Annotated in this window: 15 protein-coding genes and 1 pseudogene; 6 read left to right on the forward strand and 10 right to left on the reverse strand. The window is 56.5% G+C overall.

Features of this window, described 5'->3' with window-relative positions:
* The first annotated feature begins 31 nt into the window (after positions 1–31).
* Both WG219_09575 and WG219_09580 read left to right on the forward strand, forming a co-directional pair.
* Positions 32–166: pseudogene (locus WG219_09575) on the forward strand (cold shock domain-containing protein).
* 192 nt (positions 167–358) lie between these two features.
* The gene (locus WG219_09580) at positions 359–748 is read left to right on the forward strand and encodes a DUF1294 domain-containing protein (GenBank protein WXL27982.1); all 390 of its coding nucleotides are present in this window, start codon (positions 359–361) and stop codon (positions 746–748) included.
* Here the strand turns inward: WG219_09580 and WG219_09585 are convergent.
* A complete protein-coding gene (locus tag WG219_09585) occupies positions 742–1,644 on the reverse strand; it encodes a LysR substrate-binding domain-containing protein (protein ID WXL27675.1) in 903 nt (300 codons plus the stop codon). The genes WG219_09580 and WG219_09585 overlap by 7 nt on opposite strands.
* Positions 1,645–1,764: 120 nt before the next feature.
* Between WG219_09585 and WG219_09590 the strand changes: the two genes are divergently transcribed.
* Complete coding sequence (locus tag WG219_09590; protein WXL27676.1) at positions 1,765–2,367, forward strand: FMN-dependent NADH-azoreductase; 603 nt, start codon at positions 1,765–1,767, stop codon at positions 2,365–2,367.
* An 84-nt stretch (positions 2,368–2,451) separates the two neighbouring features.
* Here WG219_09590 and WG219_09595 read toward each other — a convergent pair whose 3' ends face one another.
* The 4 genes from WG219_09595 to WG219_09610 all read right to left on the reverse strand — a co-directional run bounded on the left by WG219_09595 (position 2,452) and on the right by WG219_09610 (position 6,283).
* Positions 2,452–4,041, reverse strand: coding sequence for an ABC-F family ATPase (locus WG219_09595; GenBank protein ID WXL27677.1), 1,590 nt, complete (start codon positions 4,039–4,041; stop codon positions 2,452–2,454).
* 424 nt (positions 4,042–4,465) lie between these two features.
* Positions 4,466–4,813, reverse strand: coding sequence for an MmcQ/YjbR family DNA-binding protein (locus WG219_09600; protein ID WXL27678.1), 348 nt, complete (start codon positions 4,811–4,813; stop codon positions 4,466–4,468).
* A gap of 50 nt (positions 4,814–4,863) precedes the next feature.
* On the reverse strand, positions 4,864–5,970 hold the full coding sequence (locus tag WG219_09605; protein WXL27679.1) for a D-alanine--D-alanine ligase family protein: 1,107 nt from the start codon (positions 5,968–5,970) through the stop codon (positions 4,864–4,866).
* 34 nt (positions 5,971–6,004) lie between these two features.
* Entirely contained in the window at positions 6,005–6,283 is a 279-nt protein-coding gene (locus WG219_09610) for a peptidylprolyl isomerase (GenBank protein ID WXL27680.1), read from the reverse strand.
* 139 nt (positions 6,284–6,422) lie between these two features.
* On the opposite strand from WG219_09610, the gene WG219_09615 reads away from it, so the two are divergent.
* Positions 6,423–7,640 carry a PilT/PilU family type 4a pilus ATPase gene (locus WG219_09615; protein ID WXL27681.1) on the forward strand — a complete coding sequence of 406 codons (1,218 nt, stop codon included), beginning with the start codon at positions 6,423–6,425 and terminating at the stop codon, positions 7,638–7,640.
* Between the two features lie 16 nt (positions 7,641–7,656).
* Here the strand turns inward: WG219_09615 and WG219_09620 are convergent, their stop codons facing one another.
* On the reverse strand, positions 7,657–8,382 hold the full coding sequence (locus WG219_09620; protein WXL27682.1) for an ABC transporter substrate-binding protein: 726 nt from the start codon (positions 8,380–8,382) through the stop codon (positions 7,657–7,659).
* A 208-nt stretch (positions 8,383–8,590) separates the two neighbouring features.
* Between WG219_09620 and WG219_09625 the strand changes: the two genes are divergently transcribed.
* Together WG219_09625 and WG219_09630 are read left to right on the forward strand one after the other, a co-directional pair.
* Positions 8,591–9,811 (forward strand): putative DNA modification/repair radical SAM protein, encoded by a 1,221-nt coding sequence (locus WG219_09625; protein WXL27683.1) that lies wholly within the window; start codon positions 8,591–8,593, stop codon positions 9,809–9,811.
* On the forward strand, positions 9,802–10,644 hold the full coding sequence (locus tag WG219_09630; GenBank protein ID WXL27684.1) for a TIGR03915 family putative DNA repair protein: 843 nt from the start codon (positions 9,802–9,804) through the stop codon (positions 10,642–10,644). The genes WG219_09625 and WG219_09630 overlap by 10 nt, the downstream gene beginning before the upstream one ends.
* A gap of 3 nt (positions 10,645–10,647) precedes the next feature.
* Here WG219_09630 and WG219_09635 read toward each other — a convergent pair whose 3' ends face one another.
* The 4 genes from WG219_09635 to WG219_09650 all read right to left on the reverse strand — a co-directional run bounded on the left by WG219_09635 (position 10,648) and on the right by WG219_09650 (position 16,658).
* Positions 10,648–12,603 (reverse strand): acetoacetate--CoA ligase, encoded by a 1,956-nt coding sequence (locus tag WG219_09635; GenBank protein WXL27685.1) that lies wholly within the window; start codon positions 12,601–12,603, stop codon positions 10,648–10,650.
* Positions 12,604–12,797: 194 nt separating this feature from the next.
* Complete coding sequence (locus tag WG219_09640) at positions 12,798–13,700, reverse strand: hydroxymethylglutaryl-CoA lyase (GenBank protein WXL27686.1); 903 nt, start codon at positions 13,698–13,700, stop codon at positions 12,798–12,800.
* A 196-nt stretch (positions 13,701–13,896) separates the two neighbouring features.
* A complete protein-coding gene (locus WG219_09645) occupies positions 13,897–15,861 on the reverse strand; it encodes an acetyl/propionyl/methylcrotonyl-CoA carboxylase subunit alpha (GenBank protein WXL27687.1) in 1,965 nt (654 codons plus the stop codon).
* The gene (locus WG219_09650) at positions 15,858–16,658 is read right to left on the reverse strand and encodes a gamma-carboxygeranoyl-CoA hydratase (protein WXL27688.1); all 801 of its coding nucleotides are present in this window, start codon (positions 16,656–16,658) and stop codon (positions 15,858–15,860) included. Before WG219_09650 ends, WG219_09645 begins: the two co-directional genes overlap by 4 nt.
* Positions 16,659–16,664 lie beyond the last annotated feature (6 nt).

The raw sequence follows: 16,664 nt of genomic DNA on the forward strand, positions 1-16,664 counted from the left end.
TTCTGACTCGATCAGGTTGTGGGGGGAGTAGATGGAACGCCGTGGGGTGGTGCGTAGCTGGGATGACGCTAAGGGGTTTGGCTTTATCACACCCGAGAAAGGTGGGCCCGATGTTTTCGCGCATATATCTGCTATGCGAGGTGACCGGCGACCACAGAAGGGCGATCAGGTTATGTATGTGCAAGGCAAGGATGAGCGTGGAAGAGATCGGGCAGAGCATGTTCGTCTTGCAGGTGAGTTGAGCTTGGATCGGCCCGCAATCCGGCGCAAGCCAAGAGCCGAAAGTAAACCTGGAGTCGCCCGTAAGGTTGCGAGTCCTCGGTCACAGCCGGGCGCAGTGCCGCACGGAATACGCAACATGACTGGCAAGCTTTCGCTTCTACTGCTGCTATGTGTGCTGCCCGTTTTCGGCGCCCTAGCGCTGTTTACTAAAAGCGGGGTCATCTGGGCGCTATTGGCCTATCCGGTGGCGAGCTGTATCAGTTTTATCCAGTACTGGCATGACAAAAGCAGTGCTCGAGGAGGACGTTGGCGCACGCCTGAAAACGCTCTACATGTGGTTGAGTTAGCCGGTGGATGGCCAGGGGCATTTGTGGCCCAGCAGGTGTTTAGGCATAAAACGCGAAAGGCTTCCTTTCAGGCTGTTTTCTGGTTGATTGTTATTGCTCACCAGGTCGTATGGGCTGACTGGCTTGTCCTGGATGGCCGCCTGTTTGGTGAGGTTCTGCAAAGCGTCTTGCGCTACTGATGGGTGTGTAGCAGTTGGCTGCTATAGCTGTCGGTTAAGTGTTCAATCCACGCTCGTACTGCCGGCAGCATGCCTCGGCGATGGGTATAGACGGCCTGCAAATTGCCTGACGCCAGGAACCAGTCAGGCAGCAGGCGGATTAACTGGCCATCGGCGAGTTCATTCTGGCACCAGGCTTCGGGGAGCATGGTGAAGCCCAGCCCATCCAATGCGGCTTGTTTGCGAATGTTGAAGTCTTCGCAGGCCAGACGTGGCTCGAGTTCTGCTTCGTAGTGCTCGCCTTGTTCGTTTTGAAAAAGTAGATGGATTTTTCGATCTGCACGTTGTGAACCCAGTGCAGGCAGTTGGTGAAGATCGACTGGTGTCTGGATACTGGCGCCATGCAGCAACTGCGGCGCAGCAACCACATACTCCCGTGAAGGTTGAAGGCGCCTGCAAATCAAATCTGGCTCTTCGTCATCCGTTGTACGAATGCGTAATGCGACATCAATGCCTTCATTGAGTAAGTCGACACGTCGATTAGTTTGTACAAGCTCCAGTTGTACTTTGGGGTGACTGCTCAGAAAGCTACTGATGACTTCTGCAAGGCGCAGCCCGCTAGGAGCACTTATGCGCAGGCGTCCAGCCGGCTCCGAAGTCAGACTGGCAATGGTTTCTTCTGCACGCTCAGCTTCCAACAGCATGGCTTGGCAGTGACGCAGGTAGCGCTGACCAACCTCAGTCAGCGCTAGCATCCGGGTCGTGCGGGAGAGCAGCCGCACATTCAGCCGCTTCTCAAGTTCGGCGATGCGCCTTGATAAGCGAGATTTTGGGATGCCCAGCATTCGTTCTGCTGCGGCAAAGCCTCCACACTCGACAACTTTGGCGAAATAAAAGAGATCGTTAAGGTCGTTCATATCGGCACTGTTCTATAAATAGGACAAAGTATTGCATTATTACCGTCTAATGCTCGAATTGGCTAAGGATTATCATCACTCCATCAACTAATCCTTGCTAGCCTCGTTGAGGAGTACTAAATGAAACTGTTGCACATTGATTCCAGCATTCTTGGTGAAGCTTCTGCCTCCCGTCAGTTGAGCCGTGCAGTTGTTGATGCATGGACTGCTGCTCAGCCCAATGCCCAAGTGACCTACCGTGATCTTGCTGCGGAGCCGATCAGCCATTTCTCCGGTCTGACTCTGGCTGCAGGCGCTACACCTGCTGATCAGCGTAATGATGCGCTGAAGTATGAGGCCGCAATTTCCGAGGCCACCATGAAGGAGTTCTTGGAAGCTGGCGCGATTGTGATTGGTGCGCCGATGTACAACTTCAGCATCTCCAGCCAACTGAAGGCATGGTTCGACCGCCTGGCTGTTGCAGGTAAAGCCTTCACTTACACCGAAACTGGTCCTAAAGGTTTGGCTGGTGGTAAGAAGGTGATCGTAGCGACTTCCGCAGGTGGTCAGCACGTAGGTCAGCCGAGTGGCTACGCTCATGAAGAGTACGTGAAGTTGATGCTCAATTTCTTTGGTATCACAGACATTCAGGTTGTTCGCGCCGAAGGTCTGGCATACGGGGATGAGGCTCGCGCTAACTCCATTAAGGCTGCTTTGGAGCAGGCTTCAGTACTGTTCAAGTAAGTCTGTTTAAGAACGGACAGCTTATCCCACGCAGAAAAAAACCGGCTTAATGCCGGTTTTTTTCGTTTAAAGATCAGTCGCGAATCAGACGATAATGCCTTGGCTGCGCAAGTAATCATCATAGGTGCCGGTGAAGTCGCTTACACCATTCTCTGATAGCTCGATGATGCGCGTTGCGAGCGAACCTACGAACTCACGGTCATGGCTGACGAAAATCAGAGTGCCGGGATAGTTCTCCAAAGCAAGGTTAAGGGCTTCGATGGATTCCATGTCCAAGTGGTTGGTGGGCTCATCCATTACCAGCACGTTAGGCTTCTGCAGAATCAGCTTGCCGAACAGCATGCGGCCTTGTTCACCACCGGAAATGACTTTGACTGACTTCTGGATGTCATCGCTGGAGAACAACATGCGGCCAAGGGTGCCGCGGACCAGCTGCTCACCGCCCTGAGTCCACTGGCCCATCCAGTCAAACAGGTTGCAGTCATCTTCAAAATCGTGGGCATGATCCTGGGCGTAGTAGCCGACTTCGGCGCTGTCAGTCCACTTCACGCTGCCGCTATCGGGCTGCAAGTCATTAACCAAGGTACGCAGTAGAGTGGTTTTACCGATGCCGTTGGGGCCGATGATGGCAACACGCTCTCCGGCTTCAACCGTAAAGCTGAAATCTTTGAACAACACTTTGTCGTCGAAGCCTTTGCTCAGGTGCTCGACGGTAACGGCCTGACGGTGGAGTTTTTTCGCCTGTTCGAAACGGATAAACGGGCTGACACGGCTCGAAGGCTTAACTTCGGCAAGCTGGATCTTGTCGATCTGCTTGGCGCGGGAAGTGGCTTGTTTAGCTTTAGAGGCGTTCGCTGAGAAGCGGCTGACGAAGCTTTGCAGCTCGGCAATTTGAGCTTTCTTCTTGGCGTTGTCTGACAGCAGGCGCTCACGGGCTTGGGTTGCAGCGGTCATGTACTCATCATAGTTGCCCGGGAACAGGCGCAGTTCACCGTAATCCAGGTCAGCCATGTGCGTGCACACACTGTTCAGGAAGTGGCGGTCGTGGGAAATGATGATCATGGTGCTGTTACGCGCCGTGAGGATGTTTTCCAGCCAGCGGATGGTGTTGATATCTAGGTGGTTGGTCGGTTCGTCGAGCAGCAGCACGTCAGGATCGGAGAACAGCGCCTGAGCCAGAAGCACGCGCAGTTTCCAGCCCGGCGCTACTTCGCTCATCGGGCCGAAGTGTTGTTCCAGCGGAATGCCCAGCCCCAGCAGCAGCTCACCCGCACGGGATTCGGCAGTGTAGCCGTCCATTTCGGCGAACTCGGTCTCAAGCTCGGCAACTGCCATGCCTTCTTCTTCACTCATTTCGGGCAGGGAGTAGATGCGATCGCGTTCGGCTTTGACCTTCCACAGTTCTTCGTGGCCCATGATGACGGTGTCGATCACGGTGAAGGTTTCGTAGGCGAACTGGTCCTGACGCAGCTTACCGAGGCGCACGTTCGGCTCAAGCATGACCTGGCCAGCGGAGGGCTCTAGGTCGCCACCGAGGATTTTCATGAAGGTGGACTTGCCGCAGCCGTTGGCGCCGATCAGGCCGTAACGGTTGCCGTTACCGAACTTGACGGAGACGTTTTCGAACAGGGGCTTAGGCCCGAATTGCATGGTGATGTTAGCGGTGGAGATCAAAGCCTGTATTCCTCGGGGCTTGCAGCAAGGTAAAGCTGGGGTGAGGGCTGATTGCTTTGCAATTAGCCCTGTGCATGTTGCCCAGTTGTATTTAATTAAGACGGTGTTCAGTAGCTGAACAAAAATTGCGGAGTCAGCCGGACATCCGGCAATTGTCTCATAGCTACGCGGGTAGTTGTATGGTGGGCGTACACGCTTCAATGGCCGGCAACTGGACAGCTGAGTAACAGTGATGTCATTGGCCAGTCGTATTTGTATTTTCGATTATCTGTAAGTAGATGAAAAAACGCTAAAAACGGTAGGCATGAATCCTGTTGGGATGCATCTATTCAGCAGCGCAATCAGGTGTTAGTTCTCTCCGCGAGAACCTTGTCTCGCGAGAGAACAGGAATGCGCGCATTACTCGTACAACGTGCGCTGAGGTTTAGAGCAAAAGCCCAGGCCTTTTTAGTTTCGGCAGTTTGCTCACGACCAGTTGGTGAGAGCGCGTCAGCAGAGTCATCAATTCTGTTTCTGACGCGGCATAAGGTTCTGTGAGGCTTATCCAGTGCGCCCGCGCAAGATAAGGGGCAGGGCGAATGCCGGGGCGGTCGCAGTAGCCGAGGAACAAGTCCTGATCCACTTTAAGGCCCAATGTCGGGGTGCCATTAATGTGCTGGACGGCAAACATCTTGTTGCCAGCGATGGAGAACACCCTGGCGCCGCCCCATTTGATGTCCTCGCGGGCACCGGGCAGTGATAGGCAGAAAGCGCGGACTTGTTCGGCATTCATGGTTAAACCTGCTTGGCTGCGGCCGGTGTTTTTAACCGGCCGCAAGCGCGTCAGCGTGCTCGGGACAGAGGGTCAAGCGCCAGTTCAATCAACTCGGTTACTAGGTCTGTATAACTCAGGCCACTGGCTTCCCAGAGTTTCGGGTACATCGAAATCGGGGTAAAGCCGGGCAGGGTGTTGATCTCGTTTACGATAGCGCCCTCTGGTGTAAGGAAGAAGTCGACACGGGCCAGACCCGCACAGTCAGTGGCTTCGAATGCGCGGATGGCTGTGTCCTGCAGCAGTTTCAGTTCACTGTCGCTGACCCTGGCTGGCAACTCAAGTGTGACACCGGCAGCCCCCAAGTACTTGGCTTCGAAATCGTAGAAGTCGCGGCCATCACAGATGATTTCGCCGACAACACTGGACGTGCGCGGGCTGTTACCAGAACGGCCGCCGAGCACTGAAATTTCTACCTCACGGCCAATAACGCCGGACTCAATGAGCACGACATCGTCTGACTTAAGGGCTTCATCTATTGCAGCACGAAGAGCGCTGGCATCGGCTACACGACTGACGCCGATACTGGAGCCGGAGCGTGCAGGCTTGATATACAGCGGGTAACGCAGGCCATTGTCCAATTGATCAATCAGTGCCGGGTCGCGCTGAAGTTGTGCGCGGCTTACCGAACGACCTGGTGCAACGCCAATACCGGCAGCGGCCAGCACTGCCTTGGTGAAGTGTTTATCCATGCACAGTGCAGAGGACAGCACACCGTTGCCCACGAAGGGGATTGACAGTAGTTGCAACATGCCTTGCAGCGTGCCGTCTTCACCAAATGGACCATGCAGCAGCGGGAAAGCCAGATCGACGTCGCCAAGGGAGCGAACGCTGCCGTCAGCCTCCGTGACGCTAATAGCGCGGCTTTCAGCCGATTCAGGCCAACGGAAACGGCTGCCATTGTCAGTGACCTCTGGCAGTGCGCCTGCAATCAGGGCGTAGTTCATATCCTCTTCGGCCACGAGCACCATATTGCCCGCTTTGGTAATGCCGACCGGAATAACGTCAAAGCGCTCACGATCAATGGCCTTGAGGACTTCTTTGGCCGTGACACAGCTAATGGCGTGCTCGCTGGAACGGCCCCCGTGCAACAGCACGACCCGGATTTTGTTGGACATCCTATGGTTCCTTGATAACTGAAGGGCGGCAGATTTAATCGCGGTAAAAAACCTGAACCAAATGGTAACCGAACTGGCTTTTCACCGGGCCGTGAACTTCGCGCAGGGGCTTTTTGAAGATGATTTGGTCGATGGCCCGAACCATCTGACCTGGACGAACCTCGCCTAGGTCACCGCCTTTTTTACCGGACGGGCAGGTTGAGTATTTGCGGGCGAGGGCATCGAAGGCTTCGCCAGCGGCGATGCGTTTTTTCAAGGCTGCAGCTTCAGCTTCAGTCTTAACAAGAATATGACGGGCCATTGCCTTGGGCATGACAGGCTCCTCGTTTAAAGTGGGATAAATGTGCCACTATCTAGTATGTTTCGTTTTAGACAGTGAACGGCTTCAAGTGCGTGGATGCTTGCGGCCGTGGTACGAAAAATAATAAATCCTTTCTGCCGGATGTTTTGTTATGGATCTCAACGCCATGCTCAAAATCCTGTCCTCTCAGGACGGGTCTGATCTATATCTATCCACGGGCGCTCCTCCCTGTGCCAAGTTTAATGGTGTCCTAAAAGCGCTCAGTGCAGAGCCTTTAAAGTCTGGAGAGGTGGCAGCTATTGCCGATTCGGTCATGGACAGTGCTCAGCGTGAGGAGTTTGAACGCGAGCTTGAGATGAACCTGGCGATCTCAGTTCCCAGTGTTGGCCGTTTTCGGATCAATATTTTCAAACAGCGCAACGAGGTCTCTATTGTCGCACGGAACATCAAAATGGAGATTCCCCGTTTTGAGGACCTGAAACTGCCTGAAGTACTTCTCAAAACCGTGATGGAGAAGCGCGGGCTGGTGCTGTTTGTAGGGGGTACAGGGTCAGGTAAGTCGACTTCGTTGGCGGCGCTTATCGACTACCGCAACCGCAACAGCGGCGGTCATATCATCACCATTGAAGACCCCGTTGAATATGTGCACCGTCATAAAAAGTCGATTATCAACCAGCGTGAAGTCGGGGTGGATACGCGCAGTTTTCATGCAGCACTGAAGAACACGCTGCGCCAAGCGCCGGATGTGATTCTGATTGGCGAGATCCGTGACCGGGAGACCATGGAACATGCACTGGCGTTCGCCGATACCGGCCACCTGGCTATTTCTACTCTGCACGCCAACAACGCCAACCAAGCGTTGGACCGCATTATCAACTTCTTCCCAGAAGATCGCCGTCCGCAGTTGCTCAATGATCTGGGTAACAACCTCAAGGCCTTTATTTCTCAGCGCTTAGTTAAAACCGTCGATGGCAAACGCCGTGCTGCCGTGGAAGTGCTGCTGGGCACGCCGACTGTTCGCGATTTGATCAAGCGCAGCGAGCTGTCAGAAATTAAGGAGATCATGGAAAAGTCCCGAAACCTGGGCATGCAGACCTTTGATCAGGCCTTGATCGAGCTGGTGCATGAGGGGGCTATCACTGAGGAGGAGGCCGTCAAAAATGCCGACTCCGCGAACAACGTGCGTCTGCAACTCAAACTACACCGCGATAGTCGTTCAGCGACTCCTGCAGCCGCTGAGCAAGGTGCTGCTACCCCCGCGGCTGCTCAACCAACCGCAGCAAGTAAGCCTGAGTGGGGGCTAGAGTTGAAGTTGGAGGAAATTGAGGAAGAACAGTCCACTGATGATCCAGGCCGGATAGGCATTTGACTGGGCGCCCGGGCGCTTAGCGCTCGGGCAAGTACACGGCCATGATTTTCTTAAGCTCACCCTCTTTGTGCAATTGCTCGATAACCTGTCTCAGGCGCTGTACCAATTCAGGGTTGCAGTCCTTGGAGCAGGCCAGGTAGATATCAGATGAGTTCAGCACCGGGCTGCGGCGCAGCTTTGGGCCACCTTCAGGCCATAAGAAGAGTGCTTCTGGCACGCCGGTAAACCAAGCGTCGACCCGGCCTCGCTTGAGCATGGTGATAGGAATTTCACCCAGTTTGAGGCTGACAATTTGCTCCCTGCTGATACCCGCTTGAAGCAAAGTTTCCTCCTGCGGAGTACCATGGCCTACCGCAATACGGTTATAGCGTTTGCGCGCATCCTCAAAGCTGCTGACAGGGGTGCCCAAAGAGAAAAAAGCCCGCTCCAGCGCCATGATTGGTGCGATCCAAGTGTAATCTTCCTCACGCTCGGGTGTTCGCGAAAGCGGGGTGATTAATTGGTCTCGCCCAGCGCTCACAGTAATTTGTGCACGTGCCCAAGGTGAGTTGATAAGGTTGGCCGTCATGCCCGCACGGCCTATTGCGGCGAGGGTCATATCGCCTGCTATACCGTAGCCGAGCTGGTGCTGCTGAAAGGTCAGCGGAGGAGCATCAGGAATGAACAGCTGGATGGTCTCAGCTGCTTGGACAGATGCGGAAAGACAGCCCAAATAGATTAGGCAGTATCGAACGAGTCGCATCCCACATCCTCCGTACAGTTCCTTCAAGTGTAGGCATAAGTAGGCGCACTGCTTGAGGATTGGAACCCGCCCGTTGTCCCACTCATATGACAGCTTATTTTGACTGGGAATTCAGTCCCATTAAATATAGACGAAAGGTGTAGTCAAATGCTTGAGTCGTAAGGTAATTCTTAATACTGTATAAATAATCAGTATTCTGGATTGTGCTATGCAACTCATCGCCAAGCTCGGCATTCTGGCGGATGCCGCTAAATATGATGCTTCGTGTGCCAGCAGTGGAGGACAGACAAGGACCTCCAAGGGCAAGGATGGCATAGGCTCGACTAACGGAATGGGCATTTGTCACAGTTTTACCCCTGACGGACGCTGTGTCTCCCTACTCAAAGTCTTACTGACCAACTTTTGTTTGTATGACTGCCAGTACTGCGTTAATCGCCGTTCAAGCAACGTTCCTCGTGCCCGCTTTACGCCTGAAGAAGTCGTTCGCTTGACCTTGGATTTTTACCGGCGTAATTGCATCAGCGGTCTGTTTTTGAGTTCAGGCATTATCCGTTCTGCGGACTACACCATGGAGCAGCTGATTCGTGTGGCGCGGCTGCTGCGTGAGGAACATAACTTCCGTGGCTACATTCACCTTAAAACCATTCCAGATGCTGACCCGCTGCTGATTGAAGAGGCGGGCAGGCTGGCTGATCGACTCAGCGTCAACATCGAACTCCCCAGTGAGTCGGGGCTGAAGCGATTGGCTCCAGAGAAAAAGGTAGTCAGCATCCGCCAGGCGATGGGCACTATTCATTTGGGGCAGCAGGCCGTTGCAGGTGAGGCGAGGGCACCACGCTTTGCGCCGGCAGGCCAGAGCACGCAGATGATTGTCGGAGCAGACGGTTCGGACGACCGCACCATCTTGCGAAACGCGGAGTCGCTGTATAACGGCTATGGCCTGCGTCGCGTGTATTACTCAGCGTTCAGCCCGATTCCGGACAGCCCCAACACCGTACCGCTGGCTGCGCCGCCCTTGTTGCGTGAACACCGTCTGTATCAGGCGGACTTCCTGCTGCGTGGTTATGGCTACAAAGCCGGTGAGCTGGTAACTGAGGACAACCATCTAGCCTTAGATATCGACCCTAAACTGGCTTGGGCGCTGGCCAACCGCGAGCAGTTTCCGGTTGACCTGAACCGCGCGGAACCGGCTGTGATGGCTCGTATCCCTGGTATCGGTTTGCGCTCAGTGAAACGCCTAGTGGAGTTGCGCCGTGAACGGCGGATTCGCTATGACGACCTGATCCACCTGCGTTGTGTGCTGGATAAGGCAAAGCCCTTTATCGTCACCAGTGATTACCGGCCGCGTACTGGTGAGGTCTCAAGCCATCTATTGCGGGCGAAGCTGCGTGATCCGCAAGCGCCGGAGCAAATGGGGTTGTGGGGATGATTGAGCTGGATTGCGATGACACTTTTGAGCTGTGGCGCGATCAGGCACGAAGCCTGCTCAGCCATGGGATTGATCCGTCCCAGGTGACGTGGTCGCAAGGCTTGATCAACGATCTGCTGGCTGTGCCTGCTACGCTACCGGAGGGCCGTGGGCCATACCGCACTCAGGTTCCGGCGCAATTGCTCAACCTCCTGCAAACCGCCGCCCGTTATCACGGCGAGCAGCGTTGGAATCTGCTGTATGAGGTGCTCTGGCGTGTCGCCCATGGTGATCGCACCGCCATGCTACCGGGTGACAGCCTGGGTTCTGAATTGCACCGGCGGATTAAACAGGTGCGCCGCGAAGCCCATCACTTGCATGCGTATGTGCGCTTTACACCACTGCCTGCCGATCTGGCAGATCGGTTGCAGCTTGATCTGGTCGCATATTACGAGCCAGCCCACGATATTTTGTCCGAAGCCTGCGAGCACTTTGCCGAGCGGTTGGGCAAACAGCGCTGGCTGATTGCGACGCACCGCGACGGTATCCGCTATGACGGAGAATTCGATTACCGTCGCCAGTGTCCGGACGAATGGCGCGAGTGGGCAAAAAACGCGGATGATCCCGGTGCAGAGCTGTGGCGCACCTACTACCGCCACATCTTCAATCCGGCCCGTTTAAACCCGAATGTGATGCGTCAGCATATGCCGGGGCGGTTCTGGCAACACCTCACCGAAGGCGATCTGATCCCGCAATTGGTGGGGTTGGCCCGCCAGGGCAAGCAGCGGGATGGTCAGGCGCTTGAGGTTGCAGCGCAGGCCGGTAAAAGCCTGCGCATAAAGCCACAGCAATAAGGATTAGTCGTTTAGCTCAGGCAGGCCACGGTAAAGCTCAAGGGCTTGTGGGTTGGCCAGCGCATCGGTGTTTTTAACCGGTTGGCCATGGACCACATTACGTACAGCCAACTCAACGATTTTCCCGCTGATGGTGCGTGGGATATCCGCGACCTGGACGATTTTGGCTGGGACGTGCCGCGGCGTTGTATTGGCGCGGATGATGCTGCGAATTTGATCGCGCAGGGCGTCATCCAGTTGCAGTCCATCACGCAACCGCACAAACAGTACAACGCGCACATCCCCTTGCCAGTCCTGGCCGATGGCAATGGATTCCAGTACCTGCTCGACTTTCTCTACCTGACGGTAGATTTCCGCCGTGCCGATACGCACACCGCCGGGATTCAACACGGCATCTGAACGTCCATGGATGATCAGGCCGCCATTGTCGGTAACTTCTGCATAGTCGCCATGGGCCCAGACACCGGGGAAGTTCTCGAAGTAAGCGGAGCGGAACTTCTCACCGCTGGCGTCGTTCCAGAAGCCGACTGGCATGCTGGTGAAATGCTTGGCGCAGACCAACTCTCCTTTCTCGCCCACTACTGACTGGCCAGCGTCGTTCCACACCTGCACATCCATACCCAGCCCTTTGCATTGCAGCTCGCCGGTATAAACGGGTAGAACCGGGTTGCCCAGTGCGAAGCAAGAGACGATATCGGTCCCGCCGGAAATCGAGGACAGGCACACATCGGTTTTGATATCGCGATAAACGTACTCAAAGCTTTCGTGGGCCAATGGTGAACCGGTGCTGAGAATCGCTTTAAGGCTGCTGAGCTTGTGGCTTTCGCGGGGTTTCGCTCCGGCTTTTTCCAGTGCGGCAATAAACTTGGCGCTGGTGCCGAAAACGTTGATTTGCTCACTGTCGATCAAGTCAATGAGCCGAGTCGGCTCAGGGTGGAAGGGAGAACCGTCGAACAGCACCAGCGTAGCGCCGATGGCCAAGCCGGAGACCAGCCAGTTCCACATCATCCAGCCACAGGTGGTGTAGTAGAACAGGGTGTCGTCAGCCGTCAGGTCAGTGTGCAGCCCCAACTCTTTGACGTGCTGAAGCAGCGTGCCGCCGGTGCCGTGCACAATGCACTTAGGCACGCCGGTGGTGCCGCTGGAGTACATGATGTACAGCGGATGGGCGAACGGAACCGGGGTGAACTCAGGCTCGCCACCGGCTTGATAGAAGTCCTCCCAGAGACTGACGCTGGCGCTGCTGGTGAAATCTTCAGCGCGGACCTTGCTGTTGGAGTAGGGCACAACAACCAGTTGCTGCAAGTCAGGCAAGCGCGCCAGGATCTCGTTCAGCTTGGCGGTGGTGTCGAGATTTTTACCCGCGTAACGGTAGCCTGCGGTGGCGATCAGCACTTTAGGTTCGATCTGGCCGAAACGGTCGATCACACCTTGTGTGCCGAAGTCTGGCGAGCAGCTCGACCAAGTCGCACCGAGGCTGGTGGTGGCCAGCATGCCGACCAAGGTTTGCCACGTATTGGGCATAAAGGCGGCAACGCGATCCCCCACACTAACCCCAGCTGCCCTCAAGCTGCGCTGTAGACCGGCAACATGGCGGGCTAGCTCGGCGTAGGTTAATTGCTCGCGGCTGCCGTCTTCGCCGATGGCAACAATGGCCACGTGGTCATCACGGCGGCGCAGCAGGTGTTCGGCAAAGTTCAGTGTGGCGCCGGGAAACCAATTGGCGCTGGGCATCTGGCTGCCTTCTTCAAGCACCTGAGTTGGCTGCGCGGTGAAGCGAATGTTGAAGAAGTCGACAATCGCCTGCCAGAAGGCTTCCCGTTGCGCCACGCTCCACTGGTGCAGGGCAGGGTAATCACCCAATTGCAGCGTGTGGCGCTGATTGACGAACAGGCGAAAGCGATCCATTTGTGTAGCGGCAATGCGCTCGGCGGAAGGCGTCCAGAGGGGCTGTTGCATGTCGCATCCTCAAATTCTTGTTATGGCGTTTGGCTGCGCAGCCTAGCGGTTGGTTTCGTGGGGCTGGCGACTCGTTTAGCTGTTCTGACAGGAGGCACTGCGCCGTTGCTGTAGCAACTACACACCAAGGATCAGGCCTGATGGGCACAGCCTGATCGCAGTGCTTTACAGCCTGTCAGGCTGTCTTTACAGCATCAGGCACTGGCCAGTTTGGCTTTTGCAACCCGCGAGCCATTGGCTTTACCCAGCACCTCGCAAATGCGGCTGCCAGCCTGAATCAGCAGGTCGAGATCAATGCCGGTGTGGATACCCAGACCATTAAGCAGGTACACCACGTCTTCACTGGCTACGTTACCGCTGGCGCCTTTGGCATAAGGGCAGCCGCCCAAGCCAGCGACGGAGCTGTCAAACACGCTGATGCCTTCGAGCAAGCTGGCGTAAATGTTTGCCATGGCTTGGCCATAGGTGTCGTGGAAGTGGCCTGCGAGCTTGTCCCGTGGGATGTCTCGGCCTACCACATCAAACAGTGTACGGGTCGCGCCAGCGGTGCCGGTGCCGATGGTGTCGCCCAAGGAAACTTCATAGCAGCCCATGGCAAACAGCTCACGGGAAACCGCCGCGACTTGTTCAGGCGCAACGTCACCGTCATATGGGCAGCCCAGTACACAGGAGACATAACCGCGAACACGGATGCCATGCTGTTTGGCCGCGTCCATCACCGGTACGAAGCGTTGCAGGCTTTCGCTGATGGAACAGTTGATGTTCTTTTGCGAGAAGGCTTCGGAAGCCGCAGCAAACACCGCGACTTCTTTAACACCAGCGGCCAGGGCGTCTTCAAAACCCTTTAGGTTAGGCGCCAGCGCAGCGTAGGTGACGCCAGCCTTTTGTTGGATTTGCGCGAATACGTCGGCAGAGCCTGCCATTTGCGGCACCCACTTGGGCGATACGAAGCTGCCGACTTCCACATAGCTCAGGCCTGCGGCGGTCAGGTCGTCCACCAGACGAACCTTATCGGCAACGCTGATCGGTTGTTTCTCGTTCTGCAAACCGTCGCGGGGGCCGACTTCGACCAGGCGGACTTGTTTGGGTAAGGACATCTGGATTCTCCGTGGGCAGACGGCGTTTTGCCTGCCAAATATTGGTGGATAACGCTGCGCGCTTATCCACCCTACGTTGTGTGCTGCTGGCCTGATGCGGGATTTGTTGCATCAAGAGGGTGTTCAATCTTGCCATTCGCGGCTGAAGCCGCTCCTACAAACACTATGTCTGTGGGAGCGGTTTTAACCGCGAACGTCAGGCCGGTTCGGTGTCGGCCAATTCTACGAGCACAGTGCCTTCGCTGACCATTTCGCCTTCGCTGCAATACAGCGCGCTGACGGTACCGGCCTGCGGGGCGCGGATGCTGTGTTCCATTTTCATGGCTTCCAACACCACCAGCGCGGTACCGGCCTCAACCATCTGGCCTGGCTCCACCAGAACGCGAACAATGCTGCCGTTCATGGGCGCGGTGAGGCCGCCTTGCTGCTGATGGCTGGCTTCGGCCTCGGCAATCGGGTCGACAGCCTGCACGCAGCGCAGCTCACCGGCGTAGTGCAAAAACAGCGCATCACCGCGGCGGATGGCCAGATGCTGCTGGCGCAGGCCGTTGTGTTCAACCTGCAGCAGTTCACCGTTGAGCTGGATGTTGCTCGGCGCGGCATGGCGCAAACGCACCACTTGGCGCTGGCCCTGACAGCTCAAGTGCAGATCCGTCTCTGCTGGCAGGCCCAAACGCAGGCCGCTGTGTTGGCTCCAGGGGGAGTTGGCATCATCTGTGCGCACAGCGTTGTCGCTGCTTTGGCGCATCGCCTCAGCAGCCAGTTGCCAGAACTCATCGCTTAGCTCGGCTACCGGTGGCAGCAGTTGCTCGTGGTGACGGGCGATAAAACCGGTATCCAGTTCAGCACTGGCAAAGGCCGGATGTGCGAGTACGCGATGCAGGAACGCCAGGTTGGTTTTGACGCCACCCACACAGGTCTCTTTGAGCATGGCCAGCAGGCGCAGGCGCGCTTCTTCACGGTTAGCGCCCCAGGCGATCAGCTTGCCCAGCATTGGGTCGTAGAACGGCGAGACCTCATCCCCTTCGGCCACGCCAGAATCAATACGGCGGCCAGGTCCCGCTTTGGCTTCACGGTACAGCGAAAGCGTGCCGGTGGCGGGGAGGAAGTCGTTGTCCGGGTCTTCTGCGTACAGGCGCACTTCAATGGCGTGGCCGTTCAGCGGTACCTGATCCTGGGTGATTGGCAGCGGCTCGCCACGGGCGATTTGAATCTGCCAGGCGACCAGATCAAGCCCCGTGATCAGTTCGGTGACCGGATGCTCAACTTGCAAGCGGGTGTTCATCTCCATGAAGAAGAACTCGCCACGGGAGTCCAGCAAAAACTCCACGGTGCCCGCACCGACGTAGCCGATGGCCTGTGCGGCTTTAACAGCGGCTTCGCCCATGGCGCGGCGCAGTTCGGGGGACAGACCCGGCGCTGGCGCTTCTTCCACGACTTTTTGGTGGCGACGCTGGATCGAGCAGTCACGCTCGTTCAGGTACAGGCAGTTACCGTGGCTGTCGGCGAATACCTGAATCTCTACGTGGCGCGGCTTGAGTACGTATTTCTCCACCAGCATGCGCGAGTCACCGAAGGAGGACTGCGCTTCACGCTGGGCGCTGGCCAGCGCTTCCGCCAGCTCGCTTTCCTGCTCGACCACCTTCATGCCTTTACCGCCGCCGCCAGCCGCAGCTTTTAGCAATACCGGATAGCCGATGCGCGCAGCGGCGGCGCGGAACGTTTCCACATCCTGCGCTTCACCGTGATAGCCAGGTACCAGCGGTACACCTGCGGTTTCCATCAGTGCTTTGGCGGCTGATTTGCTGCCCATGGCGTCGATAGCGCTGGCGGGCGGGCCGAGGAAGATCAGACCCGCTTGCTCAATGGCGCGGGCAAAACCTGCGTTTTCCGAAAGAAAGCCATAACCAGGGTGGATCGCCTGAGCGCCACTGGCTTTGGCTGCGGCGATCAGTTTGTCCACCAGCAGATAACTTTCAGCGGCTTTGGCACCACCTAAGTTGATCGCCACGTCAGCTTCCCGCACATGGCGGGCGTTCTCGTCGATGGCGCTGTGAACGGCCACGGTGCGCAGGCCCATGGCGGAGGCGGTACGCATCACGCGGCAGGCAATTTCGCCGCGGTTAGCGACCAGCAGGGTATCAATGTGCTTCAGGCTCATGCGGATGGCTCCTGCCAGCTGGGCTTGCGTTTATCGAGGAAGGAACGCAAGCCTTCCTGACCTTCTGGGCTGACGCGGATACGGGCGATGGCGTTTTCGGTGTAACGGCGCAGCGCCGGGGGCAGGGTGCTGCTGGTGACTTCGCGGATCAGGTCTTTGGTCACCTGCATACCTTGCGGGCTGTTGAGCAGCAGATTGTTGATCCACTCTTCGACAGCCTGATCCAACTGGTCAGCCGGATAGGACTCATCCACCAAACCCAATTCATAAGCACGCACGCCGTTAAAACGCTCGGCAGTCATTGCATAGCGGCGGGCGGCACGTTCGCCCATGGCCTTGACCACGAACGGGCTGATCACCGCCGGGGCGAGGCCGATGCGCACTTCTGACAAGCACAGCTGTGCATCCTGGGCGGCGATGGCCATGTCGCAGCAGCTGATTAAACCCAACGCTCCACCGAAGGCTGCCCCTTGGACGACAGCCAAGGTTGGCAGTTTGAGCTGATAGAGGTTGTACATCAGCTCTGCTAGCTCGCGGGAGTCGGTGAGGTTGGCGTTGTAATCCAGCGTCGCAGCGTGTTGCATCCAAGCCAGATCGGCCCCGGCGCTGAAGTGTTTGCCACGTCCGCGCAGGAGCAGAAAGCGCAGGCTCTTATCCGCGGCGATCTCGTCGATGGCGAGGATCAGCTCACGAATCATCTCAGCATTAAATGCGTTGTTTTTATCCGCACGGTTCAGCCACAGGGTGGCAAAGCCGCGAGAGTCTTTTTCCAGTTGTACAGTCGTGAATTCGGTCATGGTCTA

Origin of the sequence: Pseudomonas mendocina, assembly GCA_037482215.1 — a bacterium.
GTDB classification, from domain to species: Bacteria; Pseudomonadota; Gammaproteobacteria; order Pseudomonadales; family Pseudomonadaceae; genus Aquipseudomonas; species Aquipseudomonas mendocina_E.